We start from the raw sequence: 24,822 nt of genomic DNA on the forward strand, positions 1-24,822 counted from the left end.
TCTCCGAAACCGACCGAATAGGCCGCCACGATCGAGTCCTTGTGAACGTCCAATCCCACAAAGACGGTGCTATCGTTTGCCATGCTGACCTCCGCTAAAGGAAACCGATCCATGAGCGTAGTGCTTACTCGCTCCTGCGGCTCTGGCGCTTCGCTAACCCGCGTTACGGCCTTTGCGGAGGTCAGCGCCTCTGACTGCGGAAGTCATACTGTCTGGACGGCGAGGCGGACATGAGCTCTATCGTCAAATTCGGCCGGGCTGTTCTGGCCGTAGCAGTCTTCTGGCTGGTTATCGCCGGCATTCTCGCGCTGCAGTTCTGGCCATCGGTGCCTCATTCGGCGAAGGGCTGGGTCGTTTTTATTGCCTTCGGTCCACCGCTTTACCTGCTCGGGGAAGCATTCTCGGAGTGGCTCTGGTCCACGCGGCCAGCGCGAGCATTGGCTGCCCATCACTCATCAGGTTTACGCATTCTTGTCGGTGTTATTGTCGGGGCCACTGTTCTACTGGGCGGCGTACTGCTGTCTATACGCTTCGGCTGGCAATGATGCCGGCCCACAAGGCATTCAACCCGACGTCCCTGCCGCCGCTTCGCTGCGGAGGGGCCGCAGGTCGATTTCGGCGCCATACGGTTGAACGGCGTATCTGAGGAGCAGCAGTCGATGCTTTCCAGTCAGCAGCTAGAGAAATTCATTGCCGACGGATATATCCGCATTGATCGCGCCTTCCCCAAGGAATTGGCAGATCAGGGTCGAGAAGTACTTTGGCGAGATATGGGGGTCAGAAAATCTGACCCCAAAACTTGGAAGCGCCCGGTCGTGTGGCTCGGCGGCTATCACGACGCTCCTTTCGTAAGTGCCGCCAATACGCCGAAGTTGTTGAGCGCATACGACCAATTGGTCGGTCCGGATTGTTGGGTGCCGATGCGGGGTCTCGGAACATTTCCGGTGCGTTTTCCGACAGACACGGATACGGGTGATACAGGTTGGCATCTGGATGCGAGCTTCCCTGGCCCGGATTCCGCAGCCGACGATTTCTCGTCGTGGCGTGTAAACGTCAATTCAAAGGGCCGCGCGTTGCTCGCGCTCTTTCTGTTCTCTGACGTTGGCGAGTTGGATGCCCCGACACGAATTCGAGTCGGCTCGCATGCGCTAATCGCAAGACTATTGGAGGCTTCAGGGAGAGATGGCATTGCGGTGCGGTCACTGGATTTCGCATCCACGTCGGCATGCAAGGAGGTCGCTGCTACTGGCGAGGCCGGGACTGTCTATCTTTGCCATCCGTTCCTTGTGCATGCGGCACAGATCAATCGGGGGCATGCCCCAAGATTCATGGCGCAACCTCCGCTTTTCCCGAAGAAGGAATTAGATGTTCGAGAGGAAAAGTCATCACCCATCTATCCTGTGGAAGCGGCTATCCGCGCGGCGCTGGAGCGATCGGGAGCCGCCGTTTAACAATTCATGCAGGTACGCGCAGTTCCTCGGCGCTGGCCATTGCATGCCGGTTTTTCTATTGGTTTGCTGCTTTGGTTTGCCGCCGCCGTCGCGGCTGGCCAGGCGTTCGATAACGGCCCGAGCCGTATGGAGGAGGCGGCCAACTTGTTTGGCGTTGCCATTCGAGGTGGGCCATGAGGGCTGGCTTAATCGACGATTCCAATCGGCCACCCTGCCGCCGCTACGCGACGTCAGTGGCGCGAGTGAACCGAGGCGTGGAGTGCAATATGGACATGCGAGGCGGCGCGGCACTCAATCTGCACGACGCGGTGTTGGAGCGCATCGAGATTGCGTGGGAAGAGAAGCTGTGCAAGTGCTTCATCCGCGCCTGGCTTGAAGGCGCATCTGGATCAGCCTGCATCGAGTTCTTTGAAGTCTCTGACGTCTCCATCCCCCATGGTGAACCGTGGGGGCCATCGAGCAGCGTGCTGGAAGCAGACTTTGCAGCGGGTCATTGCGCAATCACAATGCAGTCGGGTGACGTCATCAGGATAAGCGCCAACGGATATCGCATGGTTGTGCTCTAGCGAGTGCTCAACGCGACGGTCCAGGCTCCGCTTCGCTGCGGCTGGGACACACGTTAACCTGGGCATCGGGCATCAGAGCGCTGCTTTTCACCGCCGGTTCCGGCGCAACGGAAGGATCACATGCTCAGACGCGATTTCCTGAAGATTGCGACAGTACTCGCAGTGCCGGCGACAACCCTTCCCGTTCAGGCCAAGGAGACTCCCAACATGCCGAATGCGAATTTCGCCGACGTCAATGGCCAGCATCTCTTTTACAGCGTGCATGGTGCCGGCAAGCCGCTCGTTCTTCTTCATGGCGGCATCAATCCAGACAGCTTCGGGAGCAATCTGGCCGAACTGGCCAAGGGCCGGCAGGTAATCGCCGTGCATCTCCAGGCGCATGGGCGGACGCCCGACACCGACAGGCCGCTGCGCAGCGAAACGATGGGCGACGACGTGGCTGCGCTGATCCGCCATCTGCGCCTCGGCAAGGCCGACGTGATGGGCTACTCGCTGGGAGGCGGCGTCGCCCTGCAGACCGCCATCCGCCATCCGGACGTGGTCGACCGGCTCGTGCTCGTGTCCGCCGCGATGAGGCAGGATGGCTTTTATCCGGAGGGAGTGGCGGCCTTCAAACAGCTGGAGGCCAACGCTGCCGCATACGGCCCCGGCGTCAAGGCATCGCCGCTAGGGCAGGCTTATCCTGACGTCGATTGGACGAACCTCTTCAGCAAGGTCGGTGACCTGACCAAACGCCCTTTTGACCTGAGCGCCGACGTCGCCAAGCTTCAGGCCCGCACGCTGCTGGTCTTTGCCGACGCTGACGCGATCCGGCCCGAACACATGGTCGAGTTCTGGAAGGCGCTGGGAGGCGGTCACCGCGATGCCGGGGTCGACGGCTCGCTGCGGCCCGCCAACCGGTTCGCCATCGTGCCGAACAGCACCCACTACACGCTCGCCGTCGATCCGATGCTGCCGAAGATCGTCGAGCGCTTCCTCGCAAGCGAATCGTGAGAGGCGTTTGAGAAATGGGCGTCAGCACGGTCCGACTGGCGGTGCAACACGACCGTTGGCAGGCAGAGAGCGCCCATGAGCCTTCCCGATAACTGGAACAGCGAGGATCCCGAGCACCCCATTCCATCCCCAGGAAGGATTGACGTGTTCGTGACCACCAAGGAGGGTTCAACCTACTACGGCCTGGTTGTGGCGGCTCCGCTGCGGGCGGATATGCGTTCGCAGCGGCGTCTTCTGCAGAAGCTCGAAGACTACATGTCTGATCGCCACAGTGAGAAATTACTGCTTCGGTTTGGAGACCCGACCCCAATGAACACGAAGTTGATAGCGGCCATTCACCCGGGCTCGGAGCCGGGTATCTTCGCTCTGTTGGAGCGGTGCCGGCCGTGGCTTGAGCAGAACGGGTTTGCTCTGAAGGTAACCACAGTTCCCGAAGTTTTCGGCCTGCACTGAGCATCCCGGCAACGGAGTGCGAAACGGCAAAATTCAGCCCAACGATCAACACGGACACTGCGCGATGAAGCCCGGCGGGATCCAGGATCGGCAGACGCCGGCTGCTGGGCAGCTGCAACGCCAGTCGGCGAGATCGCGAGTGAAATCGCAGGGGGTCTCCTTCGCTGCTGGGGCGCTTCCTCGTGGATGTCTCTGGAGAAGTTCCTGTCAGCGGTCTAGGCTGCGCGGCGGGCCGCACGTCACCGGTGCGTTGGGAGCCAAGGAAATGAACCTGAACGAGTCGCGTCCTCTCGTCGCCGTGGCACATGTCGTTCTGGAGACAGACCGCATGGAACAAACAGCCGGGTTCATGCAATCCATCGGCATGCGACCCGTCTTCTTGGGGCCCAAGGTCTCTGTCCTTGAATTGCGCGGCGGCACGCACCTCATCCTCATGTTCAAGGACAAAGTCGCAGGGGGCGCCGCCCCATTCGATCTCATGGTCGACGACCTTCATGACACGCACCGGCAATTGACATCGCTGGGCCTTTGCCCCTCAGACATAGAAGCCAGGCCGGCCATCGACCATGAGGTATTCACTGTCCGCGAGCCTGCCGGGCACGTCATCACGGTCTTTTCAAGCCACGCATCGGGCCGCCCGGTCTGAGCGCGGGGCGCGACATGCCGGACCCTTCGGGAGAGCACCGCCGGAAGGGGAGGGGACTGCAAAGTCCTTGCCGTTTCGGTGTCGCTGCCGCGCACGGCGCCGGACATCACCAACGGCGTCATGTCGAGGGCGCGCGTTCGGACGCAGAACATGCGGGGTGGCTCCTTGGCGCCGGCCATGCGCGCCGCCCGCGATGCCGAAATGGCGCTCCGGATCGGGAGCCGATCGGCGGGAGGACGTGCGGCCTGTCGTGCCCGTGACGGCGGCCGCAGTGGCCGGCAGCCGTCGGCGCAGGCGGGTGCGCCGGGAGTCGCCCGGGCGGTGCCGGACTGGCTGATAATGGCGGCCCTTGTCGCGCCGGCTGCGCGCCTCCGCGTCGCGGAGGGTGCCCATCCCGAAGGCGCGGCCCGCGGCGCATCCGCGCAGCGCATACGCCATGGAGGCACCGCGCCATGCAGGCATTCAAGCGAGCACGAATCATCCACGGCGGGGCGCGCGCGGGCGCGCTCCTGGTGTCCGCCCTGCTGGCGCTGCCGGCCGCCGCCAGCGACGAACGGCCGCTGAGTGCCGGCGCGCTGCAGGCCTGCGCCGCGCAGGTGCAGCAACTGCGCGCCGACGCGCCGGCGCTGAACCGGCAGATTGCCGCGTTCGACGCGCGCCGTGCGGCGCTGAACGAGCGCTCGGCGGCGCTGCGCCGCGAAGCCGACACGCAGGATCGCGACGATCTGCGCGCGCAGCTCGATCTGCAGCAGCGGCGGCGCGCGCACAACGCCACGCTGGTTGCGTTCAACGACGAGGTCGCGGCGCAGCGCCAGGCGATCGTCGTGCTGGACCGTCTCAAGCAGGATTACGCGCGCGATTGCGCGGCGCGCAGCTACCGGCACGAGGACTTCGCGGCGCTGCCGCCGCCGGCGCAGGCGGCGATGCGCGCCGGGCTCGACGACATCGTCGTGCCGTCGCTGGCGACGGAGCCCTGAGCCGGTGAAGATCTGGGTCGACGCCGACGCCTGTCCGCGCGTCATCAAGGACATCCTGTTTCGCGCCGCGCAGCGGCGCGCGCTCGAACTGGTGCTGGTGGCCAACGCGCCGCTGGCCGTGCCGCGCTTTCCGTACATCCGCAGCGTGGTGGTGGAGAAGGGCTTCGACGTCGCCGACCGCGCGATCGCCGGCTGGGTGCAGACCGGCGATCTGGTCATCACCGCCGACATTCCGCTGGCGGCGGCGGTCGTCGACAAGGGCGTTGCCGCGCTCAATCCGCGCGGCCTGCTCTACAGCGCCGACAACATCCGCCAGCAGCTGTCGATGCGCAATTTCATGGACGAGCTGCGCGGCGCCGGCGTCGAGACCGGCGGTCCGGCGGCTTTTCATGCGCGCGACCAGCAGGCCTTCGCGAACCAGCTCGAAAAATTGCTGCAGCGCGTGCCGAAGCGCGCGGTCAGCTGAGCGTCAGCTGCCGGCCGCGGCGCTCTCCTACACTGCGCCGACCTTCCCGTTGATCCGAGACTGATGCCGCACGCCACAAGCCGTCGACACCCGCTGGCGCCGCTGCGCGACTTTCTGCGCCAGGAATCCGCGGCCGGCATCGTGCTGATGGCCTCGGCGGCGCTGGCCTTGCTGGTCGCCAACTCGCCGCTGGCGGCGACCTACTTTGCGCTGCAGCACCGCTACGTCGGCGGGCTCAGTGTGCTGCACTGGATCAACGACGGCCTGATGGCGCTGTTCTTCGTGCTGGTCGGGCTCGAAATCAAGCGCGAGATGCTCGAAGGCCAGCTCGCGAGCTGGGGCCAGCGCATCCTGCCCGGCGTCGCCGCGCTCGGCGGCATGATCGTGCCGGCGCTGATCTATGCCGTCTTCGCGCGCGGCGACGCGACGGCGATGAGCGGCTGGGCGATTCCGATGGCGACCGACATCGCCTTCGCACTCGGCGTGCTGACGCTGCTCGGCTCGCGCGTGCCGCCGTCGCTGAAGGTCTTCCTCGTCGCGCTGGCCATCATCGACGATCTCGGCGCGGTGATCGTCATCGCCCTGTTCTATACGGCGCAGCTGCATCTCGACGCGCTCGCCGCTGCCGCCGCGACGCTCGCGGTGCTGGTGGCGATGAACCGCTGCGGCGTGCGGCGCCTCGCACTGTACCTGCCGCTCGGCGCGCTGCTGTGGTTCTTCGTGCTGCGCTCGGGCGTGCACGCGACGCTGGCCGGCGTGATGCTGGCGCTGACGATCCCGCTGCGCAGCGGCGACGCGGAAGGCGAGTCGCCGCTGCATCGCCTCGAACACGGCCTGCATCCGTGGAGCGCGTTTCTCGTGATCCCGCTGTTCGGTTTCGCCAACGCCGGGCTGTCGTTCGCCGGCATGAGTGCCGCTTCGCTGCTGTCGGCAGTGCCGCTTGGCATCGCTGCCGGCCTGTTCGTCGGCAAGCAGCTCGGCGTGTTCGGTTTCGCCTGGCTCGCGGTCATGAGCGGCCGGGCGCAGCTGCCGGCGCAGGCGAGCTGGCTGCAGCTGTACGGCGTCGCGCTGCTGTGCGGCATCGGTTTCACGATGAGCCTGTTCATCGGCGGTCTGGCGTTCGCGGCGAGCCCGGCGTTGATGGACGGCACCAAGCTCGGCGTGCTCGGCGGCTCGCTGTTGTCGGCGCTGGCCGGCGTCGTGCTGCTGCGGTCGGTCGGCCGTCCGGCCGGCGCGGCCTGACCGTGCCGTGACGGAGCCGTGACGGCGATCCGATTGCAGAGAAGACCGCATGTTGAGCGCCTCCCGCGGACCGGGTAAGGTCCGCAAACCGGCTCGCATGGGGATGAGCCGCGTGGCGGCCGGGAGAGCCGGTCGGAGGCCTGGACATGGCACATGAATCCATCCAGCAGCAGGCGCACGAAGCCCATATGGTGGCGATGGAGCGCCTTGTCGGGGTCGTCCAGGAGCTGTCCTATGCGCGCAGCGTCGCCGCCATCCAGGAAACCGTGCGACGCGCCGCCCGCGAGCTGACGCAAGCCGACGGCGCGGCCTTCGTGCTGCGCGACGGCGACTTCTGTCACTACGCCGACGAGGACGCGATCGGGCCGCTGTGGAAAGGCCAGCGCTTCCCGATGCAGACCTGCATCAGTGGCTGGGCGATGCTGAATCGCCGCGCGGCGGTCATCGAGGATATCTATCTCGATCCGCGCATCCCGCACGACGCCTATCGCCGCACTTTCGTGAAGAGCCTGGCGATGGTGCCGATTCGCACCGGCGCGCCGCTCGGCGCGATCGGCATCTACTGGGCGCAACCGCATCGTGCCGACGACGACGAGGTGCGCCTGCTGCAGGCGTTGGCCGACGCCACCGCGCTGGCGATGGAAAATGCCGAAATGCATGCCCAGCTCGAGCGCCGCGTGCTCGAGCGCACGGCCGAGGCCGTCGCCGCGCGCGAGTTCGCCGAGCGCGCCGACGCACTGAAGACCCGGCTGCTGTCGGCGGCCAATCACGATCTGCGCCAGCCGCTGCAGTCGGTGAAGACCTATCTCGCGCTGCTGGCGCCGGAGCTGGCGTCGACCGACAAGCGGGAGCTGTGCGACCGCGCGCAGCGCTCGATCGCGGCGATGGACGAGCTCCTCGATACGCTGCTCGATCTGCAGCGCATCCAGGGCGGCCAGCTGCGTGCCGAACCGCGCGACTTCGCGCTGGCGGAGCTGCTGGAGCGCATCGTCGCCGAGAACCGCCCGCGTGCCGAGGCCAAGGGCCTGCGCCTCGACCTGCGCATGGCGCCCTGCGTCGCCAGCAGCGATCCGGCCCTGCTGCGCCGCGTGTTCGAGAATCTGGTCGGCAACGCGATCCGCTACACGACGGCGGGCCGCGTGCTGATCGAGGCCGAAGCGGGCGCGCAGACCGTGCGCGTCGCCGTCAGCGATACCGGTATCGGCATTCCGCCGGAATCGCTGGAACGCATCTTCGAGGCCTACTACCAGGTCGGGCATCCGGCGCAGGGACGCAGCGGCGGACTCGGCCTCGGCCTGTCGATCGTGCAGCAACTCGCCGGCGTGCTCGGTCTGCGGGTCGAGGTGCGCTCGACGCCGGGCGTCGGCTCCACCTTCGCCGTCGAGCTGCCGCTCGGCGTGCCGCTGGCGGCGGCGTCGCGGCCGTCGGTGCTCGCGGCGGGGGCGGCGTCGCGCCGCGCGCCGCGTCCCGAGGGCCCGCTCGTGCTGCTCGTCGAGGACGATGCGGCGATCGCCGACGCGACGCGCCTGCTGATGCGCAGCGCCGGCTTCGGCGTGTGTGTCGCATCGGGCTTCGCGGCGGCGCTGCAGCAGCTGGATGAAGGCTTGCGGCCGGCGGTCGTCGTCACCGACTTCCGCCTGCCCGGCAGCAACGGCATCGAGGTGATCGAGCGGGTGCGCGAGAAGCTCGGGCGCGAGCTGCCGGCCGTACTGTTCACCGGCGACATGTCGGGTCAGGCGGCGCGGATGGCGACGCAGGCCGGCTGCGCGCTGCTGCACAAGCCTTCGGATGCAGAGCGCCTGCTCACGGTGATCGAGGCGCTGACCTCGGCGCCGATCGCCGCGCCGTCGCCCGCGCCCCCGGCGTCGTCGCTGGCGATCTAGCGCCGGGCGCTTTCGGCGCGGCGCCGGCTGCGGCGCGGCGGCCCGCGCCCTTCTGCATCCGGATGATTCTGTGTGCGGCGTCCGCCGCCAGGGCCGGCCGCCTCAGCGCGCGCCGCGATCGAGCGCGGCGAGCCGCGCGCGCAGCAGTGCCGGGAAGCGGCGGTACCAAGTGGCGTTGAGCGGCGAGGGATGCGGCAGCGGGTGCAGGCGGATCTCGCGTTCGCGGCCGGACGCGCTGCGCACCGCGACGGCGTACGACTGCTCGTAGCGGTCCTCGCGCGCCCAGAACGCTTCGAGCGCCGCCGTCAGCGCCTTGTCGCGATTGAGCGCGAACCAGAAGAAGGCCTCGCGGCCGAGCACGATCAGGTCGTCGCCGCGCCAGATGTCGACGAGGACTTCGGCCATCAGGGGCTGGAAGCGCTTCTTGACGCGCGTCGACCAGGCCTTGTTGCCGAGCGGCTTGTACGGCACGGTGTTGGCCCAGAAGTAATCGCGGCCGATCGTGCGCGAGGCTTCGAAGTCGGGCAGCGGCGCGCCGTGGCGGTGCTCGTACAGCGCGCGGCGCACGAGCTGGCCGCCGGCGCCGATGAAGGGTTCCAGATGCTGGACTTCGTCGCGGCCGGGATCGCGGCCGAAGAAGCCGAGCGCCGCGTGCGGATCGCCATGCGCGACGATCGGTTCGAGCGGATCGCGTCCGAAGCGCGCGTAGACCTCGACGTCGATGCCGGGCGTGGTCGCGGCGAGTTCGCGGAAGGTCTGGCGCTGCGCGTCGCCGAGCAGCGGCGCGGAAGAGGGAGTCGGATCGGGCATGCGCGCATGATGCCCGAAGCGCGGCGCGGCGGCGGCGACGCGTGCGCGTTGCGCCGGTGCCCGGCGCTCAGAACCGGGGCTGAGGCGCCGCGTTGTTCATCATCAGATCGGCGGGCGCGAAGCTCTGCGTGTGCTTGGCCGGGCCGCGGACCCAGGTGCAGCGGACGCGCCCGTCCGTCTTGTCGATCGCCGCGACTTTCATGCGAACGCTGCCGGCGCGCAATACGACGATATCGCCGACTTTGAATGAGGGATTCACGGCCTGCTCCGATTCTGCTGCGGCATGGGCCGCAGGCCACGGTGCGCGCTTCGCGGCGCATATGCAATTGCGGACGCACGCGAATGGCGGCACGGCAGCGTGCGCGTGCGGCGATGGATTCCGGCGGCGGAAGCGGTCGAGTCCGGCCGGGCGCTTCGGCATCGCGCGCCGGCCGGCCTACACTGCGCGCCTGGCAACGGAACTTCGCATCGCATGGAAGACTGGGTACACCGCGCGCTGCAACGCTGGCCGAACGTGCCGGCGCTGTTCGGCTGGCTGGCGCTCGATCGCCGCGGCCGCTGGCTGATCCGCGGCGAGCCGATCACGCGGCCGCAGATCATCGACACCATCGACCGCAACTACGGCGTCGACGCGTATGGGCGCTGGTATTTCCAGAACGGTCCGCAGCGCGGCTACATGAAGCTCGAAGTCGCGCCGTTCGTGTTGCGCGTGGCGGCCGACGGCGCCGCGCTGCGCACGCATACCGGCTTGCCGGTCGCGGCGCCGACGCAGGCTTTCCTCGACGAGGAAGGCTCGCTGCTGCTCGTCACCGAGCATGGCCCGGCGCTGCTCGCCGATCACGATCTCGACTGGGCGCTGGCGCGGCTGCGCGCCGGCGGCGCGCCGGTCGGCGAGGCGGCGCTCGCGGCCGCACTCGCCACGCCGTCCGGCCAGCCGAGCGATCTCGAACTGGCGATCGGCGATCGGGCGCTGAGTGTGCGCCGGCTCGATCGCGCGCAGTGGCCGGCGGTACTCGGCTACGTGCTCGATCCGCAGCCGCGCGACGGCGAGCGCACGACGCGCGACGACGCGTCACCCTGAGGCGGCGGCCGTCGCGAGCCGCGTTGCGCACGGCGAGCGTTTCGCCGCGCGCGCGGCGACCGGTATTTGCCACCTCCCGCCTTTGCGCGCAGACTCCGGACTCGATCGCGATCGGTACCTTTCATGTCGTTCCCCACAGGTTGCAGCGATCACGACTTCAATTTCCTGATGCGGCTCTTCAAGCGACAGAGTCCGCCGCAGCCGTTTGCAGAAGATGAGGCGCGCCTGGTCCGCGCCGGCTGGCTGTGCCGGAATCCGCTCGGCGAGCTGGCCGTGACCGAGGAAGTCGAACGGCACTTCCGTGCGACCTGGCGGCCGATCGTCGCCGACTCGCGGCCGCGCCGCTCCGCGCACTAGGCCGCGGCGTCGCGTCGCCGTCGCGGCGGCGCGTGCGCGCGGCACGCGAGATTCCGAATGGACCTGCGGGCTGGCCCCTTGCCGGCGGCCTGCGCCGCGACGCCGTTCGGCGCGCCGCCGTGAGCGGATGCCAGCCGACACCGGGCTGGCGCGCAGCCCAGACACAGGAAGTGCTGGCCGCTGCCGACGCGGCGGGTCTTGATGTCGATGACCACGGCGCTTTCGACCAGGCCGGCGTCGCGCGCGACCCGGGCCCGGTCTGCATTCAGCGCTTCGCAATCCGGGCACATGCGTCGCACCGCGTGCGCGTGCGCCCGCGTCAACGTCGCGCCGCGCGCATGCCGTACGATGGCGGCCGATTCCCCAGCCCGACCGCCGAACCCCGATGACCGCCGATCTTCGCGCCTTTCCGATCACCACCAAGTGGCCGGCCCTTCATCCCGAGCGCCTGCAGCTCTATTCGCTGCCGACGCCGAACGGCGTGAAGGTGTCGATCATGCTCGAGGAATGCGGCCTGCCGTACGAGGCGCATCAGGTCAGCTTCGAGACCGGCGACCAGCTCTCGCCGGAATTCCTGTCGCTGAATCCGAACAACAAGATTCCGGCGATCCTCGATCCGGACGGGCCGGGCGGCGCGCCGCTGCCGCTGTTCGAGTCCGGCGCGATCCTGATCTATCTCGCCGACAAGACCGGCCGCCTGCTGGCGCGCGAGGGCGCGGCGCGCTACCAGACGATCCAGTGGCTGATGTTCCAGATGGGCGGCATCGGCCCGATGTTCGGCCAGCTCGGCTTCTTCCATAAGTTCGCCGGCCGCGAGTACGAGGACAAGCGCCCGCGCGACCGCTACGTCGCCGAAAGCCGCCGCCTGCTCGGCGTGCTCGACCGCCATCTCGCCGGCCGCGACTGGATCATGGGCGAGGCCTACACGATCGCCGACATCGCGACCTTCCCCTGGGTGCGCAATCTGATCGGCTACTACGGCGCCGGCGAGCTGGTCGGCTTCGCCGAGTTCACGCAGGTGCAGCGGGCGCTCGACGCCTTCCTGGCCCGGCCGGCGGTGCAGCGCGGGCTGGCGATTCCGTAAAGGACGGCCGCGCGCTACTCGCCTTCCGCCTCGCGCATCAGTTGCCAGGCGCTCACGCCCAGCCCCTCGCAAACCCGCCGCAGCGTATTGAGCTGCAGGTTCTTCTCCCCTCTTTCGATCGCACTGTAGTAGGTGCGATGCATGCCGATCTCATCGGCGAAAGTCTCCTGGCTGTAGCCCAGCGCCATCCGCCGCCGCCGGATGGCGCTGCCAAGAGCCTGTTCGATCGTGGCTTTCATCGAACCACGGTAGGTTGCGGTCTCCCCGGGCTCTACAGCTTTATAAGAGGACTACTTATAAGTATCATCAGCCGGGCATGATGGTTGGGGAATCTCATGGCGATCACCGCAGGCGGGATGCCTGAGGACATACGCTGGCTGCCGGAAACGGAGGCGGGCGAGGCGACGGACGGCAGCGATACGCTGGATCTGCTGCTCGCCGCCCTGCTCGGCGGCGGCCCGAAGCTGCTGGGCGACGCCGGGCTGGCGCGCCTGTCCGAGGCGCGCCTGCAGGCCATCGAGTGCGGCGCCCTGGCCCGCGCCGACGATTGCCTGCACGAGCTGCAGTGCCTGGCGCGCTTGCTGGCGGACGCGACGCGCGCCCCGGCGCGTCCGCCGGCGCAGGACCTGGCGCTGGCGACCCGGCATCTCGGCCGCCTGGCGCAGGACGGGGCGCGCTGGAAACAGCTGGCCGAGCACGCGGCGATGTACCGCACGCAGCGCGATCTCGCCGGCGAGGTGGCGCGGCGCTGGCTGGGCTGGGCGCAATACTTCGGCGAGTGGCCGCAATCGGCCGGCGACGGCTGAAATTTGCGGCAATCCGCCAGCCTCGATCCGCTACAGTTGCGGGCCCCAGCGGCGGCTGCCGCGAGACCGCCGTGCGGAGCGCGCGATGACCAGGATCGACATTGCCATCGGCGACGGCCGCTGCCCCGCCTACGTGTTCCGGCCGTCCGGTGTCGGGCCGTGGCCGGCGGTGCTGGTCTACATGGACGGCGTCGGCATCCGTCCGGCGATGCTGGAGGTCGGCGAGCGCCTGGCGCGCGGAGGCTACTACGTGCTGCTGCCCGACCTGTTCTGGCGCGCCGGGCCGTACGCGCCGATGGACCCGCGCGAGGTGTTCGGCGACCCGGTCCGGCGCCAGCATCTGTTCGACACCTACTTCGCGCGCGCGACGCCGGCACTGGTGATGGACGACACGCGCCACTTCCTCGATTACCTGGCCGCGCAGGTGGACGTGCGGCCCGGAGCGGTCGGCGTGGTCGGCTATTGCATGGGCGGGCTGATGGCGCTGAGCGCCGCCGGCACGTATCCGGAACGCGTTGCCGCCGTCGCCTCGTTCCACGGCGGCCGCCTCGCCAGCGACGCGCCGGACAGCCCGCACCGGCTCGCGCCGAAGATGAAGGCGCGCGTCTACGTCGCCGGCGCGATCGAGGACAGCACCTTCCCGGACGAGATGAAGGCGCGGCTCGAAGCGGCGCTGCGCGAGGCCGGCGTCGCGCATCGCGTCGAGACCTATCCGGCCCGCCACGGCTGGGTGCTGCGCGACACCGCGGCCTACGACGCGGCCGCCACCGAGCGCCACTGGGCGGCGCTCACCGAGCTGTTCGCCGCGACGCTGAAGGCCTGAGCGGCGAGCGGCGGCGCCCACGCCGACGCGCCGCGACCGCGGCATGTCACGAACCGCCGGCGCCCCTCGTCTTGTGGATGAACCGGCGCCGCCGACGGCACCGGTGCCCCATCCCCATCGGAGCCTTTCTCATGAGTCCGCGTCTCGATTACGCCCAGCAGTCCCCCGAGCTGTTCAAGAAGTACGTCGCTTTCAGCCTGGCCACGCGCCAGGGCAGCAGCGTGGAATCGGCGATCCACGATCTCGTGCAGATCCGCGTCTCGCAGCTCAACGGCTGTGCGTTCTGCGTCGACATGCACGTCAAGCAGGCCCGCATTCGCGGCGAGCGCGAGCTGCGCCTGCATCACCTCGCGATCTGGCGCGAGTCGCCGCTGTTCGACGCCCGCGAGCGCGCCGCGCTGGCCTGGGCCGAAGCGCTGACGCAACTCGATGCGAAAGGCATCGACGACGCGCTTTACGCAGCGCTGCGCGCACAGTTCACGGATCATGAAATCGTCGAGCTGAGCTACGACGTCATGGCCATCAACGGCTGGAACCGCCTCAACGTCGCGTTCCGCAGCACGCCGGGCGCGCAGGACGCCGCGTTCGGGCTCGACAAGGCCGGGCTGGCCTGAGCGCGCTCAGCTGCGCCACGGCAGCGGCAGCGCCGCGCCGTCGGGCAGGCAGGTCGGCACCGGCGTGCGGCCGAGCACGGCGAGCGTTTCGAGCGGCGCCGGCCCGATGCTGAAGATCTGGTGCACCTGGCCTTTGGGCAGCACGAGGATCGCGCCGCTCGCGAAGGGGAGACGCTCGCCGTCGACCTGCAGCTCGCCGCAGCCGCCGAGGCACATCACGACTTCGTCGCAATCGTGCCGGTGCGGCGGTGTCGCCGTGCCGGGCGCGAGATCCTGCCGCCACACGGAAATCTGTTCGAGGCCGTCGGCGGCGCCGGCCCAGGTGACGTGCGCGACGCCGGGCAGGGCGGTCGGCACGGGGCGCCGCTGTTCGAGGATGTTCATCAAGGGACTCCGGTGATCGTGGTGCCGGCGCGGTGGCCGGCATGCAGCAAGTCTCGCGGCCGGCGCGTCGTTCCGGTAGATGCACCAATGCCATAACATTCGCGACATTAATTCGTTAATCGGGCATCCGTCATGAGCGGCCTCCAGCAGCTGATGGCTTTTGCGCAAACGGCGCGGCGCGGCAGTTTCGCGGCCGCTGCGCGCGATCTCGGCGGTGCGCCGTCGACGCTGGCCAAGAGCGTCGCGCGGCTCGAAGCCTCGCTCGGCGTGCGTCTGTTCCATCGCACCACGCGCCAGGTCAGCCTGACCGCGGACGGCGAGCGCCTGTTCCGCCGCTGCGAGCGCGTGCTCGCCGAGATGGAAGACCTGCACGCCGAGGCCGCCGGCACGCGCGCCGTCGTCACCGGCACGCTGCGCATCGACGCGCCGATCACCTACGGCCGGCGCATCCTGATGCCGCTGCTCGCGCAGCTCTTGCGCGCGCATCCGGCGCTGAGCCTCGACCTGCGCCTGCAGGACAGCTACGCCGACCTCGTACGCGACGGCCTCGATGCGGCGATCCGCGTCGGCGAGCTGCGCGATTCGACGCTGGTCGCGCGCCGCATCGACCGCCAGGATCTGGTCCTCGTCGCCAGCCCCGCGTACCTCAAGGCGCAGGGCCGGCCGGCGCGCATCGAGGATCTCGCCGCGCATCGCGGCATCGTCTTCCGCCTGCCGAGCAGCGGCCGCGAACGGCCGTGGCAGCTGCGCAGCGGCCGGCGCACGGTCGCGCTGCAGCCGCCGGCGCAGGTCCAGGTCAATGACGGCGAGGGCATCGTCGCCGCCGCGGTGCTCGGACTCGGCATCGGCCAGGTGCCGGACCATATGGTCAGCGACGAGCTGGCGAGCGGCGCGTTGCTGGAGCTGCTGCCGAAGCAGCGGCCGCCGGCGATGCCGATCAGCGTGGTGATGCCGTCGTCGCGTCTGCAGCCGCCGCGCGTGCGGGCGCTGCTCGAGGCCCTCGAACCGCTGCGCGAGCGCCGTGCGGGCAGGATCTAGTCCCTAGCGCATGGTCAGCAGGCGCGGGCAGTCGCCCTGCGGGCACCAAAACGAAATGAGAAAGCTGTGGCCGCTGCGGCAGGACAGATCGACGACCTCGTCCATGCGTGCGGAGACGTTCACATATAGGCCGCAACCGCTGGCTAGCGCTTCGCGGATCTGCGCGCGGTAGCGGTTCGACGCCGCCGCCGCGCGCACGGCGCGGACGGCCTGCTCGCGCGTGAAGGAACCGGGCTCGACGGCGACCGCGCCGAACTGCGTCTGCACGCTGAGCACTTCGCGGCCGTCCCCGCAACGCCAGCGCTCGCCGTCGCGCCGGCAATCGACCTGATAGCGGGCCGGCTGGCCGTCGACGCTGGCGTGCGGCGCGCAGCGCACCGACCGCTGCGCGCCGTGCGGGCCCGCCGCGCCGGCGCCGGACTGCCGGGCAACCGGCTCGACGCTGTCGGCGGCGACGCCGTAGCGCGCGCAGGCCAGCTCGCCGACGGCCGCGCGCACCGGTGCCGACAGCGGCCCCGTCGCGCGCGGCTCGCCGGCGCTGGCGGGGCCGGCGAGCAGCAGGAGCGTGAGCAGGCCGAAGACGGCGCGGAACAGGAGCGGCGGTCTCATGGGGGCGATGTTACGTCCACGCACCGACGGGCGTGACCGCCGCAACACGACGCCGTCGCCGGACCGCGCGCAGAGGGTTCGTGCCCGCGCTGCGTGCCGCCGTGGCCGGCGCCGTTCTGCCCCGCGCGGGCGCGGAGGCGCGGCCGGCGGCGCCGGCATCCTACAATGCCGGTCCCACTTTTCGACCGAGTCCCGAAATGCGCCTGCCGCAAGCCTGGAAAGGCCGCGTTCGCCTGCCCGCGATCGTCGCCCCGATGTTCCTCGTCTCCAATCCGAAGCTGGTCGCCGCCTGCTGCCGCGCCGGCGTCGTCGGCACCTTCCCGGCGCTGAACCAGCGCAGCACGGACGGCTTCGTCGCCTGGCTCGACGAGCTCGGCGCGACGCTGACGGCGAACGACGCGCCGTACGGCGTGAACCTGATCGTGCACAAGACCAACCCGCGCCTCGACGCGGATCTGAAGAAGGTCGTCGAGCACCGCGTGCCGCTGGTCATCACCTCGCTCGGCGCCGTCAGCGAAGTCGTCGATGCCGTGCACAGCTACGGCGGCGTGGTGTTCCACGACGTGATCGGCGTGCGCCACGCCGAGAAGGCGGCGGCGGCCGGCGTCGACGGCCTGATCGCGGTGGCGGCCGGCGCCGGCGGCCATGCCGGCACCATCAATCCGTTCGCGCTGATTCCGGAGATCCGCGCCATGTTCGACGGCTATCTCGCGCTGTCCGGCTGCATCGGCAGCGGCGGCGGCGTGCTCGCCGCGCAGGCGCTCGGCGCCGACTTCGCGTACCTGGGCACGCGCTTCATCGCCACGCAGGAAGCCTCGGTGCCGGACGCGTACAAGCAGATGCTGCTCGACAGCCGCGCCGGCGACATCGTCTACACGCCGCACATCAGCGGCGTGAACGCCAACTTCCTGCGCCCGTCGATCGTGCGCGCCGGACTCGATCCGGACCATCTCGAACCGAAGAAGGATCTCGACTTCGGCGCCGAGCTGTCGGGCGGCAAGGCCTGGAAGGACATCTGGTCGGCCGGCCAGGGCGTCGGCGCGATTCACGACGTGCCGTCGGCGACGCAGCTCTGCGAGCGCCTGATCGCCGAGTACGAAGCGACGCGCCGCGCGCTCGCCGGCTAGGGAAGGTCCGCATGGGGAAGGTCTGAACAGCACCGTCATCGCGAGGCCGCGCAGCGGCCGTGGCGATCCGGCCACGCCGCGGGTGTCGTATGCCGCCGGGTGGTTTCGTCGCCGGCGGTTTCTCGCCACGACGACGGGCGAGCTTTTTCAGAGGTTCCCAAGGCAGATGCGGCCGCCCGCGCGCATGGCGCGGGCGGCCGGACAGTAAGGCGAGGAGGCCCGCATGCGTGCGATCAGCCGCGATACCACGCTGTGCATGTCGCTGGCGGCGCGGTCCGGCCAATTCGGCACGCGCTTCCACAACCACCTGTACGCGGCGCTCGGGCTCGATTACGTCTACAAGGCGTTCACGACCACCGACCTGCCGGCGGCGATCGCCGGCATCCGCGCCCTCGGCATCCGCGGCTGCGCGATCTCGATGCCGTTCAAGGAAGCCTGCATCCCGCTGCTCGATGCGCTGGAGGATTCGGCGGCGGCGATCGACGCGGTCAACACCATCGTCAACGACGCGGGGCGTCTGCGCGGCTACAACACCGATTACGTCGCCGTGCGCCAGCTGCTGCGCGAGCATGCGATCGATCCGGCGACGCCGGTGCTGCTGCGCGGCAGCGGCGGCATGGCCAAGGCGGTCGGCTGCGCGCTGCGCGACGCCGGCTTTGGCGACGGCGTCATCATCGCGCGCAATGAAGCCGCCGGCCGCCGTCTGGCGCAGAGCTGCGGCTACGTCTGGCGCGCCGAAGCGCCGGCGCCGCGCGCGGCGCTGCTGGTCAACGTCACGCCGGTCGGCATGGCCGGCGGCGCCGAGGCCGACGCGCTGGCCTTCGATGAAGCGACGATCGAGGCGGCGGCGCGCGTGTTCGACGTCGTCGCGCTGCCGGCCGAGACGCCGCTGATCCGCCGCGCGCGCCAGCTCGGCATCGCCACGCTCAGCGGCGCCGAGGTGAGCGTGCGACAGGCGCTCGAGCAGTTCGTGCTCTACACCGGCGTGCGGCCGGACGCGGCACAGGTCGCCGCCGCGGCGGCGTACGCGCGCGGCGGCTGAGCGCCGCCGCTCAGGGCTGCTGCGTCTGGTACTTCGGCGAGCGCGGCCCGTAAAGCAGGCCGGCCGGTTGCCCGGCCGTCAGCAGGCGCATGCTGGTGACGCCGGCGATGTCGTGACTGCGGTCGCTCGTCGATTCGATGATCTGATTGACGAGGGCGCTGATCAGCAGTCCGGCAAGACCGCCGCCGGCGCTGCTGCGATTCTCCGCGCTCGACGCCGATGCCTTGCCGGCCCACAGCACCTGGCCGCTGCGCAGGTCGACCAGATGCGCTTCGGCGGTGACGACGGTCGCGCTGCTGATCAGCTGGTAGATCGTGCCGAACTGCTTGATGTGCACGTACAGCGCGGCGTCGGCCTGAAAGATCTTGTGCAGCCGGTCGACCGGAATGCCTTCGATCTCCGCCGGATTCGTATAGCCGTTCTGACGGAAGGTCTCGTCGACCAGCGACACCGGCAGCACGTAATAGCCGGACTCCGCCAGCGGCAGCGTCATCTGCGACAGCAGGCTGTAGCTGGCGTCGACCGTGTTCGTGTCGTTGACCGGCGGCAGCAGCAGGATCGACGCCGGGCGGCTCTGGCGGAAGTTCGTGTAGTCGTAGCCCGTCGTCGTCGCGCAGGCGCCGAGCAGCGCGGCGATGGCGCACAGGCTCAGCAGGCGCAAGCTTCGCATCGTCTTCATGGCGCCTCGGCCTGGGTGCGGTTGAGGTTGCCGATCAGAAAATCCATGTACGGCTTCGATTCGGGAAAGCGGGCTTCCTCGGCCATGAACGCGGTGCGCGCCGGCCCCGGCTGGCCCATGCGCAGATAGAGCAGGCCCAGATGCGCGTGAAAGCCCGGCGGCAATGCCGCGCCCCTGGCGCTGGCCTGGGCGGCGGTTTTTTCGAGCGCTTCGCGCTGTTGCTCCGGACTGTTGCCGTCGCCCTGGAAGTAGGCATAGAGCTGCGGCTGGTAGTCGCCCCAGTAGTACAGCGGCTTCGGCTGCGTGACGCAGCCGGACAGCAGCAGCGTCGCGACGGCGAGGCCGGCGCGCATGAGCGCGGTCGTCGAGATGGTCAAGGCATCCCCCTGATCGATGCGGTGCGCGCGCTCCCCCGGACGTGCGCGGCGGATGTGGACTACTTCGCCGGACGCCAGGCGCCGGACTGCAGGCCGTTGACGAGGTTGTTGACCGCCTCGCGAATGGCGAGATCGAGCACCTTGCCGTTGAGCGTCGAGTCATAGCTGGCGGTGCTGCCGAAGCCGATCACCTCGCGGTTCGACAGGCTGTACTCGCCGCTGCCCTGCGACGAATAGATGACCTCGGACGTGCTGACGTCGACGACGTTGAGCGCGACCTTGGCGTAGGCGATCTGCTGCTTGCCGTGGCCGAGGATGCCGAACAGCTGCTGGTCGCCGACTTCCTTGCGGCCGAACTCGGTGACGTCGCCGGTGATCACGTAGTCGGCGCCCTTGAGCTTCTGCGTCGCGCCACTGATCTTCGCTTCCTGGCCGATCTCGCGCATGTTGTCACGGTCGAGCACGGTGAAGCGGCCGGTCTGCTGCAGATGCGTGATGAGAATGGTCTTGGCCTGGCCGCCGAGCTGGTCGACGCCGTCCGAGAAGATGCCGCGCAGATAGTTCGAGCGGTTGTCGAACTTGCCGACCGCGATCGGGCTGCGCGTGCCCTGGTACGGCGTGCCGGCCGTCGCCACCTGCGGCACCTCCAGCGTCCGCGAGCTTTCCGTGGCGCAGCCGCCGGCGCCTAGCAGCACCACGAGCGCGAGACTGGCAATCCGCTTGTTCATTCGAAGTTGTCCTGATGGAGAGCCGTGATTATCGGAGACGCGCGCGCGCTTGGGGTGTGCCGCGGGTCTCCTTCGGTCGCGGCGCCGCGGTCGCCGGCCCGCAGCCGCGGCGGCGGCGGGCCGTACCGTTCAGCGCGGCTGCGCGTGGCGGGCGACGACGTCGGCGACGACCATCGTCACGCGCTTGCCCATCGGAATGTGCAGGAACTCGTTCGGCCCGTGCGCGTTCGAGTGTGGGCCGAGCACGCCGGTGATGAGGAACTGCGCGGCCGGGAACTTCTCGCCGAGCATGCCCATGAACGGGATCGAGCCGCCTTCGCCCATGTAGGCCGGTGGCTTGCCGAAATAGGCCTGCGAGGCGGCCGCGACGGCGTCTTCGAGCCACTTCGACAGCGGCGGCGCGTTCCAGCCGCTGCCGGCTTTTTCGAGTTCCAGGCTGACCTTGGCGCCGTACGGCGGATCGGTTTCCAGCAGCTTCTTCAGCGCTTCGCCGGCTTTCTTGCCGTCGAGCGTCGGCGGGATGCGCAGCGACAGCTTCACCGCCGTGTACGGGCGCAGCACGTTGCCGGCGCTGGCGAGCGGCGGCATGCCGTCGACGCCGGTGACCGCGAGCTGCGGCCGCCAGGTGCGGTTCAGCACCAGCTCGGCGAGATCGTCGCTGACCGGGCGCATGCCCTCGACGAACGGGAACTTGTCGAAGACATCGTCGCCGAGCACCTGGGCGACCGCCTTCGCCTGCTCGACGCGCTGCGCCGGGATCTCGACGTGGAAGTCGCCCGGCTTGATGCGGCCGCTGGTCTCGTCCTCGAGCCGCGACAGCAGCTCGCGCAGCACGCGGAAGCTCGACGCGACGACGCCGGACGCGTCGCCGGAATGCACGCCCTCGGTCAGCACCTGCACCTGCAGGTTGCCGCCGGTGAGGCCGCGCAGGCTGGTCGTCAGCCACAGCTGCTCGTAGTTGCCGCAGCCCGAGTCGAGGCAGATGACGAGCGACGGACTGCCGATGCGCGGCGCGAGGTGGTCGACGTAGTACGGCAGATCGTAGCTGCCGGATTCCTCGCAGGCTTCGATCATCACCACGCAGCGCGCCTGCGGCAGGCCCTGCTCGCGCAGCGCCAGCAGCGCGGCGAGCGAGCCGAAGATCGCGTAGCCGTCGTCGGCGCCGCCGCGGCCGTAGAGCTTGTCGCCCTTGCGCACCGGCGTCCACGGACCCAGGCCTTCGGCCCAGCCGCTCATCTCCGGCTGCTTGTCGAGATGGCCGTAGAGCAGTACGCAATCGTCGTTCGAGCCGCCGTTGGCGGCCGGCACGTCGATGTAGATCAGCGGCGTGCGGCCGGGCAGGCGCACGACTTCGAGCGTGGCGCCGCCGAGCGCCGCCAGCTTGCCGCGCGCCCAGTTCTCCATCAGCTGGACCGCGGCGTCCATGTAGCCGTGCTCGGCCCATTGCGGGTCGAACATCGGGCTCTTGTTCGGGATGCGGATGTAGTCGGTGAGCTGCGGGACGATCTCGTCTTCCCAGAGCGCGTCGACGAAGGCGGAAAGTTTTTGCGTGTTCATGATCGGGTGGTCGGGGTGCGGGGGACGCGCGCGCGGCGCGCGGCTGGGGTCGGGGCTACGCGAGCTCGACAAGCTTGGCGCGGATGGTATCGCCAACGATCTCGGCGCGCGCGACGCTGATCGGCAGGCTGAAGCGGCGCGGTCCGGCGCTGCCGGGATTCAGGTAAAGGACGCCGTCGCGCGTCTCGATCTTCGGCCGGTGCGAGTGGCCGCTGACGACGGCGGCGATGCCTGCGCGGCGTGGTTCGAGGGCCAGCGTCTTGAGGTCGTGCAGCAGGTGCAGGCGCAGGCCGCCGGCGGCAAAGGTCTGCGTCTCCGGCACGTCCATCGCCCAGGGCTCGGTGTCGTTGTTGCCGCGCACCGCGACCAGCGGCGCCAGCTCGCGCAGTGCGGCGAGCACCTCCGGCGCGCCGATGTCGCCGGCGTGCACGATCAGCTCGCTGCCGCGCAGCGCGTCCAGCGCCTCGGGCCGCAGCAGACCGTGCGTGTCGGAGATCAGGCCGATGTTCATAGGCGCGAAGGCAAGGGGCGTGCGGGGCGGCGGGTGCGCAAGCGGCGATGGTAGCGCCGCGCTCGCGCGCGACGAAATGCCGGGCCGCTCAGCGCTCGACGCGCAGCACCGGATACAGGTTCAGGCGCTCGTCCCAGGACGGCGCTCGTTGCGCGAAGAACGCGAGGCGCGCCCTCGGGTTCTGCGCGAAGTCGGCGTCGTGCGCGAGCCTGTCGGTGAAGGCCGCGGCGACCTGCGGATCTTGCACGAGCATGTCGCGCGCTACGTCCTCGGCGACGTAGGCCTCCATGTATTCCTTCTGCTCGAAGGCGTTGTTGAAGAAGCCCCAGGCGGCCAGCGAGTCCGGCGCCTGCGGTTCGAGCAGGGCCATCACCAGCCGCGCCTTCGGCTGCGCGATCGGCACCAGCAGCGCGCCGGCCGCGAGGTCGCGCGTTTCTTCGCGCCAGTCGCCGGCCAGCGTCAGCATCTGGTGGCTTTCGAACGAGCGCGGCGCGAACGTCACCTGGCTGGCGCGGAACGCCTGCACGGCGCGCTGCGGCTGCGCGTCGCTCAGCGTTTCGAAGGCGATGCTGTGCAGGCGCAGTTTCGCCGCCACCCAGGACGCGTCGGCGGCCGGCACCAGATAGCCGAGCTTCGGCGCCGTGACGCTGAGCGCCGGCCGGATGTCGTCCTTGATCGGCAGATGCCAGACCTGCGGCTTCGTGTCGTCGTAACGCGTCATCAGCGCGCCGGAAATTTCCGAGGGCGTGCGCGTGTAGACGTAGCCGAGGAAGTCAATGGTGCGCACGGTGTCGGACGGCGCGTACGTCAGCGCCACCGGCGTGCCGCCGAGCCGGCTCGCGAGGACGTCGGCGGCGTCGGCCAGCTGCAGCCACTCGCGGCCGTGCTGCGCGGTCTGTTCGAGCACGGCGACGATGGTGTTGCGGGTGATGCGCACGCGGGTCGGATAGTCCTTCCACGAGTGCGTTTCGACCAGCATGCCGTAGCGGTTGCGCAGCAGCGGATAGCCGTGCGAGAAGCGCGGCGGCGGCACGTTGTCGGCGAAGCCGGAGGCCGGATCGTCGTCGACCACGAACGAAGGATAGAAGCTCAGCGGCAGCGAGCCCTGCTGCGCGAGTTTCTTGACGACGTCGCCGCGCAGCGCGAGCCCGGCCTTCTGCATCGCCGCGTCGCCGGCGTGCACCGGCTCCATCGTGATCGAGATGTCGTGCTGGAACTTGGCGCCGTCGGTGACGTGCAGGTCGACGCTCAGGATCGGGTCCCAGTCGTTCATCAGGCGCAGCATCGCCTGCATCTCCGGCGCGTCCGCCTTCAGGTAGTCGCGGTTGAGGTTGAAGTTCTGCGCGGTGGTGCGCCAGCCCATTGCCTCGGGACCGACCTGGTTCGGGCGGTTCCAGCGGCCGAAGCGTTCGTGGCCGTCGACGTTGAAGACCGGCACGAAGACCAGCACCTGGCGGTCGAGCGCGCCTTTGGCGAGTTCGCCGTCCAGCACTTCGCGCAGCGCGAGCAGGCCGGCATCCTTGCCGTCGATCTCGCCGGCGTGGATGCCGCCCTGGATCAGCACCACCGGCAGCTGCCGCGCGTGCGCGGCGTCCGGCGTCAGCGCGCCGCTGGTGGAGGCGACCAGCGCCTTCATCGGCCGGCCTTCCGGCGTGGTGCCGAAGTCGATGCAGCGCAGCGCCTGCGGCCAGCGCGCGGCGTAGGCCGCGCAGAGCCGGATCACCTCGTCGTAGCGGCCGGTCTGCACGAAGCCCGAGCGCTCGGCAACGCTGCGCAGCGCGTCGTCGGCGGGCGCGGCGGCCTGCAGCGGCGCGGCGATCAGGGCGAGGCAGAGGCAGAGCAGGCGCGTGGCGGACATCGGACGGTTCCGGCGGGGGACGGGCGGGCCGCCATCGTAGTGCGTCGGCGCGCCGCCCAGTACGGTGGGATTCCTCATGCGCCGCCGCGCGTGACGCGCCGCCCGCGCTTCGGACATGATCGCGGGCGCGCCGGGTGGCGTATCGGGAAGATGAAACGGGAGCCGTCATGGACGAATCGCAGCAGCCCTTGCCGCCGGCGCTCGACGCACGGCAGATCGCGCCGCGCGCGCAGGCCTCGCTGTACCCCGCGCCGCTCGCGGCGCGCTTCGGCGGACGCAGCAAGCGGGCGCTGGGCGAGGCCTTCGGGCTCGCCAATTTCGGCGTCAACCTGACGACGCTGGCGCCGGGCGCGAGCTCGTCACTGCGTCACGCGCACAGCCGCCAGGACGAATTCGTCTACGTGCTGGAAGGGCATCCGACGCTGATCACCGACGCCGGCGAAACGCCGCTGGCGCCCGGCATGTGCGCGGGCTTTCGCGCCGGCCGCGGCGACGCGCACCAGCTCGTCAACCGCAGCGATGCGCCGGTCGTCTACCTGGAGGTCGGCGACGAAGTCGTGTATCCCGACGACGATCTCGCCATGACGACCGGTGCCGACGGCCGCCGCCGCTTCACCCGCAAGGACGGCAGCGCGTACTGAGCAAGACGACCGGCGGCGC

General features: G+C 69.5%; 32 protein-coding genes. 20 read left to right on the plus strand and 12 right to left on the minus strand.

All coding sequences use genetic code 11. From position 1 onward, the window contains the following. Nucleotides 1–230: 230 nt before the first annotated feature. The 10 genes from H149_RS23375 (at nt 231) to H149_RS21390 (ending at nt 8,677) form a co-directional block, all read left to right on the plus strand. Nucleotides 231–545, plus strand: a complete 315-nt coding sequence (locus H149_RS23375; protein WP_154654869.1) for a hypothetical protein — start codon at nt 231–233, stop codon at nt 543–545. A 114-nt stretch (nt 546–659) separates the two neighbouring features. Then, a complete protein-coding gene (locus H149_RS22870) occupies nt 660–1,451 on the plus strand; it encodes a phytanoyl-CoA dioxygenase family protein (RefSeq protein WP_083931071.1) in 792 nt (263 codons plus the stop codon). Nucleotides 1,452–1,717: 266 nt separating this feature from the next. After that, nucleotides 1,718–2,017: a hypothetical protein gene (locus H149_RS0116145; RefSeq protein WP_020650807.1), complete on the plus strand. Its 300-nt coding sequence runs from the start codon at nt 1,718–1,720 to the stop codon at nt 2,015–2,017. A gap of 120 nt (nt 2,018–2,137) precedes the next feature. Beyond that, nucleotides 2,138–3,010, plus strand: a complete 873-nt coding sequence (locus tag H149_RS0116150; protein ID WP_154654870.1) for an alpha/beta fold hydrolase — start codon at nt 2,138–2,140, stop codon at nt 3,008–3,010. A gap of 75 nt (nt 3,011–3,085) precedes the next feature. Continuing rightward, a complete protein-coding gene (locus H149_RS0116155; protein ID WP_154654871.1) occupies nt 3,086–3,463 on the plus strand; it encodes a hypothetical protein in 378 nt (125 codons plus the stop codon). Nucleotides 3,464–3,728: 265 nt separating this feature from the next. Further along, on the plus strand, nt 3,729–4,109 hold the full coding sequence (locus tag H149_RS0116160; protein ID WP_020650810.1) for a VOC family protein: 381 nt from the start codon (nt 3,729–3,731) through the stop codon (nt 4,107–4,109). 512 nt (nt 4,110–4,621) lie between these two features. Next, nucleotides 4,622–5,086 (plus strand): coiled-coil domain-containing protein, encoded by a 465-nt coding sequence (locus H149_RS0116165; protein WP_154654872.1) that lies wholly within the window; start codon nt 4,622–4,624, stop codon nt 5,084–5,086. A 4-nt stretch (nt 5,087–5,090) separates the two neighbouring features. Further along, nucleotides 5,091–5,552 carry a YaiI/YqxD family protein gene (locus H149_RS0116170; protein ID WP_020650812.1) on the plus strand — a complete coding sequence of 154 codons (462 nt, stop codon included), beginning with the start codon at nt 5,091–5,093 and terminating at the stop codon, nt 5,550–5,552. 63 nt (nt 5,553–5,615) lie between these two features. Beyond that, nucleotides 5,616–6,794, plus strand: coding sequence for a Na+/H+ antiporter NhaA (gene nhaA / locus H149_RS0116175; protein ID WP_020650813.1), 1,179 nt, complete (start codon nt 5,616–5,618; stop codon nt 6,792–6,794). A gap of 146 nt (nt 6,795–6,940) precedes the next feature. After that, a complete protein-coding gene (locus tag H149_RS21390) occupies nt 6,941–8,677 on the plus strand; it encodes a hybrid sensor histidine kinase/response regulator (protein ID WP_083931062.1) in 1,737 nt (578 codons plus the stop codon). A 102-nt stretch (nt 8,678–8,779) separates the two neighbouring features. On the opposite strand, the gene H149_RS0116185 is transcribed toward H149_RS21390, so the two are convergent. Both H149_RS0116185 and H149_RS23380 read right to left on the minus strand, forming a co-directional pair. Then, nucleotides 8,780–9,487: a uracil-DNA glycosylase family protein gene (locus H149_RS0116185; protein WP_020650815.1), complete on the minus strand. Its 708-nt coding sequence runs from the start codon at nt 9,485–9,487 to the stop codon at nt 8,780–8,782. 67 nt (nt 9,488–9,554) lie between these two features. Then, nucleotides 9,555–9,908 carry a hypothetical protein gene (locus tag H149_RS23380; protein WP_154654873.1) on the minus strand — a complete coding sequence of 118 codons (354 nt, stop codon included), beginning with the start codon at nt 9,906–9,908 and terminating at the stop codon, nt 9,555–9,557. Nucleotides 9,909–9,959: 51 nt separating this feature from the next. Here H149_RS23380 and H149_RS21395 point away from each other — a divergent pair, with 51 nt between their 5' ends. Next, nucleotides 9,960–10,568 (plus strand): DUF2946 family protein, encoded by a 609-nt coding sequence (locus H149_RS21395; protein ID WP_020650817.1) that lies wholly within the window; start codon nt 9,960–9,962, stop codon nt 10,566–10,568. A gap of 123 nt (nt 10,569–10,691) precedes the next feature. Beyond that, complete coding sequence (locus tag H149_RS0116200; RefSeq protein WP_154654874.1) at nt 10,692–10,925, plus strand: hypothetical protein; 234 nt, start codon at nt 10,692–10,694, stop codon at nt 10,923–10,925. Here the strand turns inward: H149_RS0116200 and H149_RS23385 are convergent. Then, a complete protein-coding gene (locus H149_RS23385) occupies nt 10,922–11,248 on the minus strand; it encodes a hypothetical protein (RefSeq protein ID WP_154654875.1) in 327 nt (108 codons plus the stop codon). The genes H149_RS0116200 and H149_RS23385 overlap by 4 nt on opposite strands. 62 nt (nt 11,249–11,310) lie before the next feature. On the opposite strand from H149_RS23385, the gene H149_RS0116205 reads away from it, so the two are divergent. Beyond that, on the plus strand, nt 11,311–12,009 hold the full coding sequence (locus H149_RS0116205; protein ID WP_020650819.1) for a glutathione S-transferase N-terminal domain-containing protein: 699 nt from the start codon (nt 11,311–11,313) through the stop codon (nt 12,007–12,009). A 14-nt stretch (nt 12,010–12,023) separates the two neighbouring features. Here the strand turns inward: H149_RS0116205 and H149_RS0116210 are convergent, their stop codons facing one another. Further along, entirely contained in the window at nt 12,024–12,248 is a 225-nt protein-coding gene (locus tag H149_RS0116210; protein ID WP_020650820.1) for a helix-turn-helix domain-containing protein, read from the minus strand. 117 nt (nt 12,249–12,365) lie between these two features. Here H149_RS0116210 and H149_RS0116215 point away from each other — a divergent pair, with 117 nt between their 5' ends. From H149_RS0116215 to H149_RS0116225, 3 genes are all read left to right on the plus strand, one after another. Continuing rightward, nucleotides 12,366–12,815, plus strand: coding sequence for a hypothetical protein (locus tag H149_RS0116215; RefSeq protein ID WP_154654876.1), 450 nt, complete (start codon nt 12,366–12,368; stop codon nt 12,813–12,815). Between the two features lie 85 nt (nt 12,816–12,900). Next, complete coding sequence (locus H149_RS0116220) at nt 12,901–13,638, plus strand: dienelactone hydrolase family protein (RefSeq protein WP_020650822.1); 738 nt, start codon at nt 12,901–12,903, stop codon at nt 13,636–13,638. A gap of 131 nt (nt 13,639–13,769) precedes the next feature. Further along, complete coding sequence (locus H149_RS0116225; protein ID WP_020650823.1) at nt 13,770–14,252, plus strand: carboxymuconolactone decarboxylase family protein; 483 nt, start codon at nt 13,770–13,772, stop codon at nt 14,250–14,252. A 6-nt stretch (nt 14,253–14,258) separates the two neighbouring features. Here the strand turns inward: H149_RS0116225 and H149_RS0116230 are convergent, their stop codons facing one another. Further along, entirely contained in the window at nt 14,259–14,636 is a 378-nt protein-coding gene (locus tag H149_RS0116230; protein ID WP_020650824.1) for a cupin domain-containing protein, read from the minus strand. Between the two features lie 132 nt (nt 14,637–14,768). Here H149_RS0116230 and H149_RS0116235 point away from each other — a divergent pair, with 132 nt between their 5' ends. Continuing rightward, the gene (locus tag H149_RS0116235) at nt 14,769–15,674 is read left to right on the plus strand and encodes a LysR family transcriptional regulator (RefSeq protein WP_020650825.1); all 906 of its coding nucleotides are present in this window, start codon (nt 14,769–14,771) and stop codon (nt 15,672–15,674) included. Nucleotides 15,675–15,677: 3 nt separating this feature from the next. On the opposite strand, the gene H149_RS0116240 is transcribed toward H149_RS0116235, so the two are convergent. Next, on the minus strand, nt 15,678–16,283 hold the full coding sequence (locus tag H149_RS0116240) for a hypothetical protein (protein ID WP_020650826.1): 606 nt from the start codon (nt 16,281–16,283) through the stop codon (nt 15,678–15,680). A gap of 197 nt (nt 16,284–16,480) precedes the next feature. Between H149_RS0116240 and H149_RS0116245 the strand changes: the two genes are divergently transcribed. Then, entirely contained in the window at nt 16,481–17,410 is a 930-nt protein-coding gene (locus H149_RS0116245) for an NAD(P)H-dependent flavin oxidoreductase (RefSeq protein WP_020650827.1), read from the plus strand. A 223-nt stretch (nt 17,411–17,633) separates the two neighbouring features. Beyond that, nucleotides 17,634–18,452 carry a shikimate 5-dehydrogenase gene (locus tag H149_RS0116250; protein ID WP_020650828.1) on the plus strand — a complete coding sequence of 273 codons (819 nt, stop codon included), beginning with the start codon at nt 17,634–17,636 and terminating at the stop codon, nt 18,450–18,452. A 10-nt stretch (nt 18,453–18,462) separates the two neighbouring features. Here the strand turns inward: H149_RS0116250 and H149_RS21400 are convergent, their stop codons facing one another. The 6 genes from H149_RS21400 to H149_RS0116280 form a co-directional block, all read right to left on the minus strand. Next, nucleotides 18,463–19,131 (minus strand): DUF799 domain-containing protein, encoded by a 669-nt coding sequence (locus tag H149_RS21400; RefSeq protein WP_020650829.1) that lies wholly within the window; start codon nt 19,129–19,131, stop codon nt 18,463–18,465. Then, nucleotides 19,128–19,508 (minus strand): DUF4810 domain-containing protein, encoded by a 381-nt coding sequence (locus H149_RS21405; protein ID WP_020650830.1) that lies wholly within the window; start codon nt 19,506–19,508, stop codon nt 19,128–19,130. Before H149_RS21405 ends, H149_RS21400 begins: the two co-directional genes overlap by 4 nt. A 59-nt stretch (nt 19,509–19,567) precedes the next feature. Then, nucleotides 19,568–20,236 carry a CsgG/HfaB family protein gene (locus H149_RS0116265; protein ID WP_020650831.1) on the minus strand — a complete coding sequence of 223 codons (669 nt, stop codon included), beginning with the start codon at nt 20,234–20,236 and terminating at the stop codon, nt 19,568–19,570. A 129-nt stretch (nt 20,237–20,365) separates the two neighbouring features. Further along, entirely contained in the window at nt 20,366–21,793 is a 1,428-nt protein-coding gene (locus tag H149_RS0116270; RefSeq protein ID WP_020650832.1) for a M20 family metallopeptidase, read from the minus strand. Nucleotides 21,794–21,848: 55 nt separating this feature from the next. After that, nucleotides 21,849–22,304: a metallophosphoesterase family protein gene (locus H149_RS0116275; RefSeq protein WP_020650833.1), complete on the minus strand. Its 456-nt coding sequence runs from the start codon at nt 22,302–22,304 to the stop codon at nt 21,849–21,851. Between the two features lie 88 nt (nt 22,305–22,392). Continuing rightward, entirely contained in the window at nt 22,393–24,162 is a 1,770-nt protein-coding gene (locus H149_RS0116280) for a M14 family metallopeptidase (protein ID WP_020650834.1), read from the minus strand. 167 nt (nt 24,163–24,329) lie between these two features. On the opposite strand from H149_RS0116280, the gene H149_RS0116285 reads away from it, so the two are divergent. Next, complete coding sequence (locus H149_RS0116285) at nt 24,330–24,803, plus strand: cupin domain-containing protein (RefSeq protein WP_020650835.1); 474 nt, start codon at nt 24,330–24,332, stop codon at nt 24,801–24,803. Nucleotides 24,804–24,822 lie beyond the last annotated feature (19 nt).

The organism is Solimonas variicoloris DSM 15731, assembly GCF_000382285.1.
GTDB classification, from domain to species: domain Bacteria; phylum Pseudomonadota; class Gammaproteobacteria; order Nevskiales; family Nevskiaceae; genus Solimonas; species Solimonas variicoloris.

What these genes read in the sequence shown, in the direction of transcription:
- H149_RS23375 (WP_154654869.1), top strand. Translation starts at nt 231, where the DNA reads ATGAGCTCTATCGTCAAATTCGGCCGGGCTGTTCTGGCCGTAGCAGTC.
- H149_RS22870 (WP_083931071.1), top strand. Translation starts at nt 660, where the DNA reads ATGCTTTCCAGTCAGCAGCTAGAGAAATTCATTGCCGACGGATATATC.
- H149_RS0116145 (WP_020650807.1), top strand. Translation starts at nt 1,718, where the DNA reads ATGGACATGCGAGGCGGCGCGGCACTCAATCTGCACGACGCGGTGTTG.
- H149_RS0116150 (WP_154654870.1), top strand. Translation starts at nt 2,138, where the DNA reads ATGCTCAGACGCGATTTCCTGAAGATTGCGACAGTACTCGCAGTGCCG.
- H149_RS0116155 (WP_154654871.1), top strand. Translation starts at nt 3,086, where the DNA reads ATGAGCCTTCCCGATAACTGGAACAGCGAGGATCCCGAGCACCCCATT.
- H149_RS0116160 (WP_020650810.1), top strand. Translation starts at nt 3,729, where the DNA reads ATGAACCTGAACGAGTCGCGTCCTCTCGTCGCCGTGGCACATGTCGTT.
- nhaA (WP_020650813.1), top strand. Translation starts at nt 5,616, where the DNA reads ATGCCGCACGCCACAAGCCGTCGACACCCGCTGGCGCCGCTGCGCGAC.
- H149_RS21390 (WP_083931062.1), top strand. Translation starts at nt 6,941, where the DNA reads ATGGCACATGAATCCATCCAGCAGCAGGCGCACGAAGCCCATATGGTG.
- H149_RS0116185 (WP_020650815.1), bottom strand. Translation starts at nt 9,487, where the DNA reads ATGCCCGATCCGACTCCCTCTTCCGCGCCGCTGCTCGGCGACGCGCAG.
- H149_RS23380 (WP_154654873.1), bottom strand. Translation starts at nt 9,908, where the DNA reads ATGCCGAAGCGCCCGGCCGGACTCGACCGCTTCCGCCGCCGGAATCCA.
- H149_RS21395 (WP_020650817.1), top strand. Translation starts at nt 9,960, where the DNA reads ATGGAAGACTGGGTACACCGCGCGCTGCAACGCTGGCCGAACGTGCCG.
- H149_RS0116200 (WP_154654874.1), top strand. Translation starts at nt 10,692, where the DNA reads ATGTCGTTCCCCACAGGTTGCAGCGATCACGACTTCAATTTCCTGATG.
- H149_RS0116205 (WP_020650819.1), top strand. Translation starts at nt 11,311, where the DNA reads ATGACCGCCGATCTTCGCGCCTTTCCGATCACCACCAAGTGGCCGGCC.
- H149_RS0116210 (WP_020650820.1), bottom strand. Translation starts at nt 12,248, where the DNA reads ATGAAAGCCACGATCGAACAGGCTCTTGGCAGCGCCATCCGGCGGCGG.
- H149_RS0116215 (WP_154654876.1), top strand. Translation starts at nt 12,366, where the DNA reads ATGCCTGAGGACATACGCTGGCTGCCGGAAACGGAGGCGGGCGAGGCG.
- H149_RS0116220 (WP_020650822.1), top strand. Translation starts at nt 12,901, where the DNA reads ATGACCAGGATCGACATTGCCATCGGCGACGGCCGCTGCCCCGCCTAC.
- H149_RS0116225 (WP_020650823.1), top strand. Translation starts at nt 13,770, where the DNA reads ATGAGTCCGCGTCTCGATTACGCCCAGCAGTCCCCCGAGCTGTTCAAG.
- H149_RS0116230 (WP_020650824.1), bottom strand. Translation starts at nt 14,636, where the DNA reads ATGAACATCCTCGAACAGCGGCGCCCCGTGCCGACCGCCCTGCCCGGC.
- H149_RS0116235 (WP_020650825.1), top strand. Translation starts at nt 14,769, where the DNA reads ATGAGCGGCCTCCAGCAGCTGATGGCTTTTGCGCAAACGGCGCGGCGC.
- H149_RS0116240 (WP_020650826.1), bottom strand. Translation starts at nt 16,283, where the DNA reads ATGAGACCGCCGCTCCTGTTCCGCGCCGTCTTCGGCCTGCTCACGCTC.
- H149_RS0116245 (WP_020650827.1), top strand. Translation starts at nt 16,481, where the DNA reads ATGCGCCTGCCGCAAGCCTGGAAAGGCCGCGTTCGCCTGCCCGCGATC.
- H149_RS0116250 (WP_020650828.1), top strand. Translation starts at nt 17,634, where the DNA reads ATGCGTGCGATCAGCCGCGATACCACGCTGTGCATGTCGCTGGCGGCG.
- H149_RS21400 (WP_020650829.1), bottom strand. Translation starts at nt 19,131, where the DNA reads ATGAAGACGATGCGAAGCTTGCGCCTGCTGAGCCTGTGCGCCATCGCC.
- H149_RS0116265 (WP_020650831.1), bottom strand. Translation starts at nt 20,236, where the DNA reads ATGAACAAGCGGATTGCCAGTCTCGCGCTCGTGGTGCTGCTAGGCGCC.
- H149_RS0116270 (WP_020650832.1), bottom strand. Translation starts at nt 21,793, where the DNA reads ATGAACACGCAAAAACTTTCCGCCTTCGTCGACGCGCTCTGGGAAGAC.
- H149_RS0116275 (WP_020650833.1), bottom strand. Translation starts at nt 22,304, where the DNA reads ATGAACATCGGCCTGATCTCCGACACGCACGGTCTGCTGCGGCCCGAG.
- H149_RS0116280 (WP_020650834.1), bottom strand. Translation starts at nt 24,162, where the DNA reads ATGTCCGCCACGCGCCTGCTCTGCCTCTGCCTCGCCCTGATCGCCGCG.
- H149_RS0116285 (WP_020650835.1), top strand. Translation starts at nt 24,330, where the DNA reads ATGGACGAATCGCAGCAGCCCTTGCCGCCGGCGCTCGACGCACGGCAG.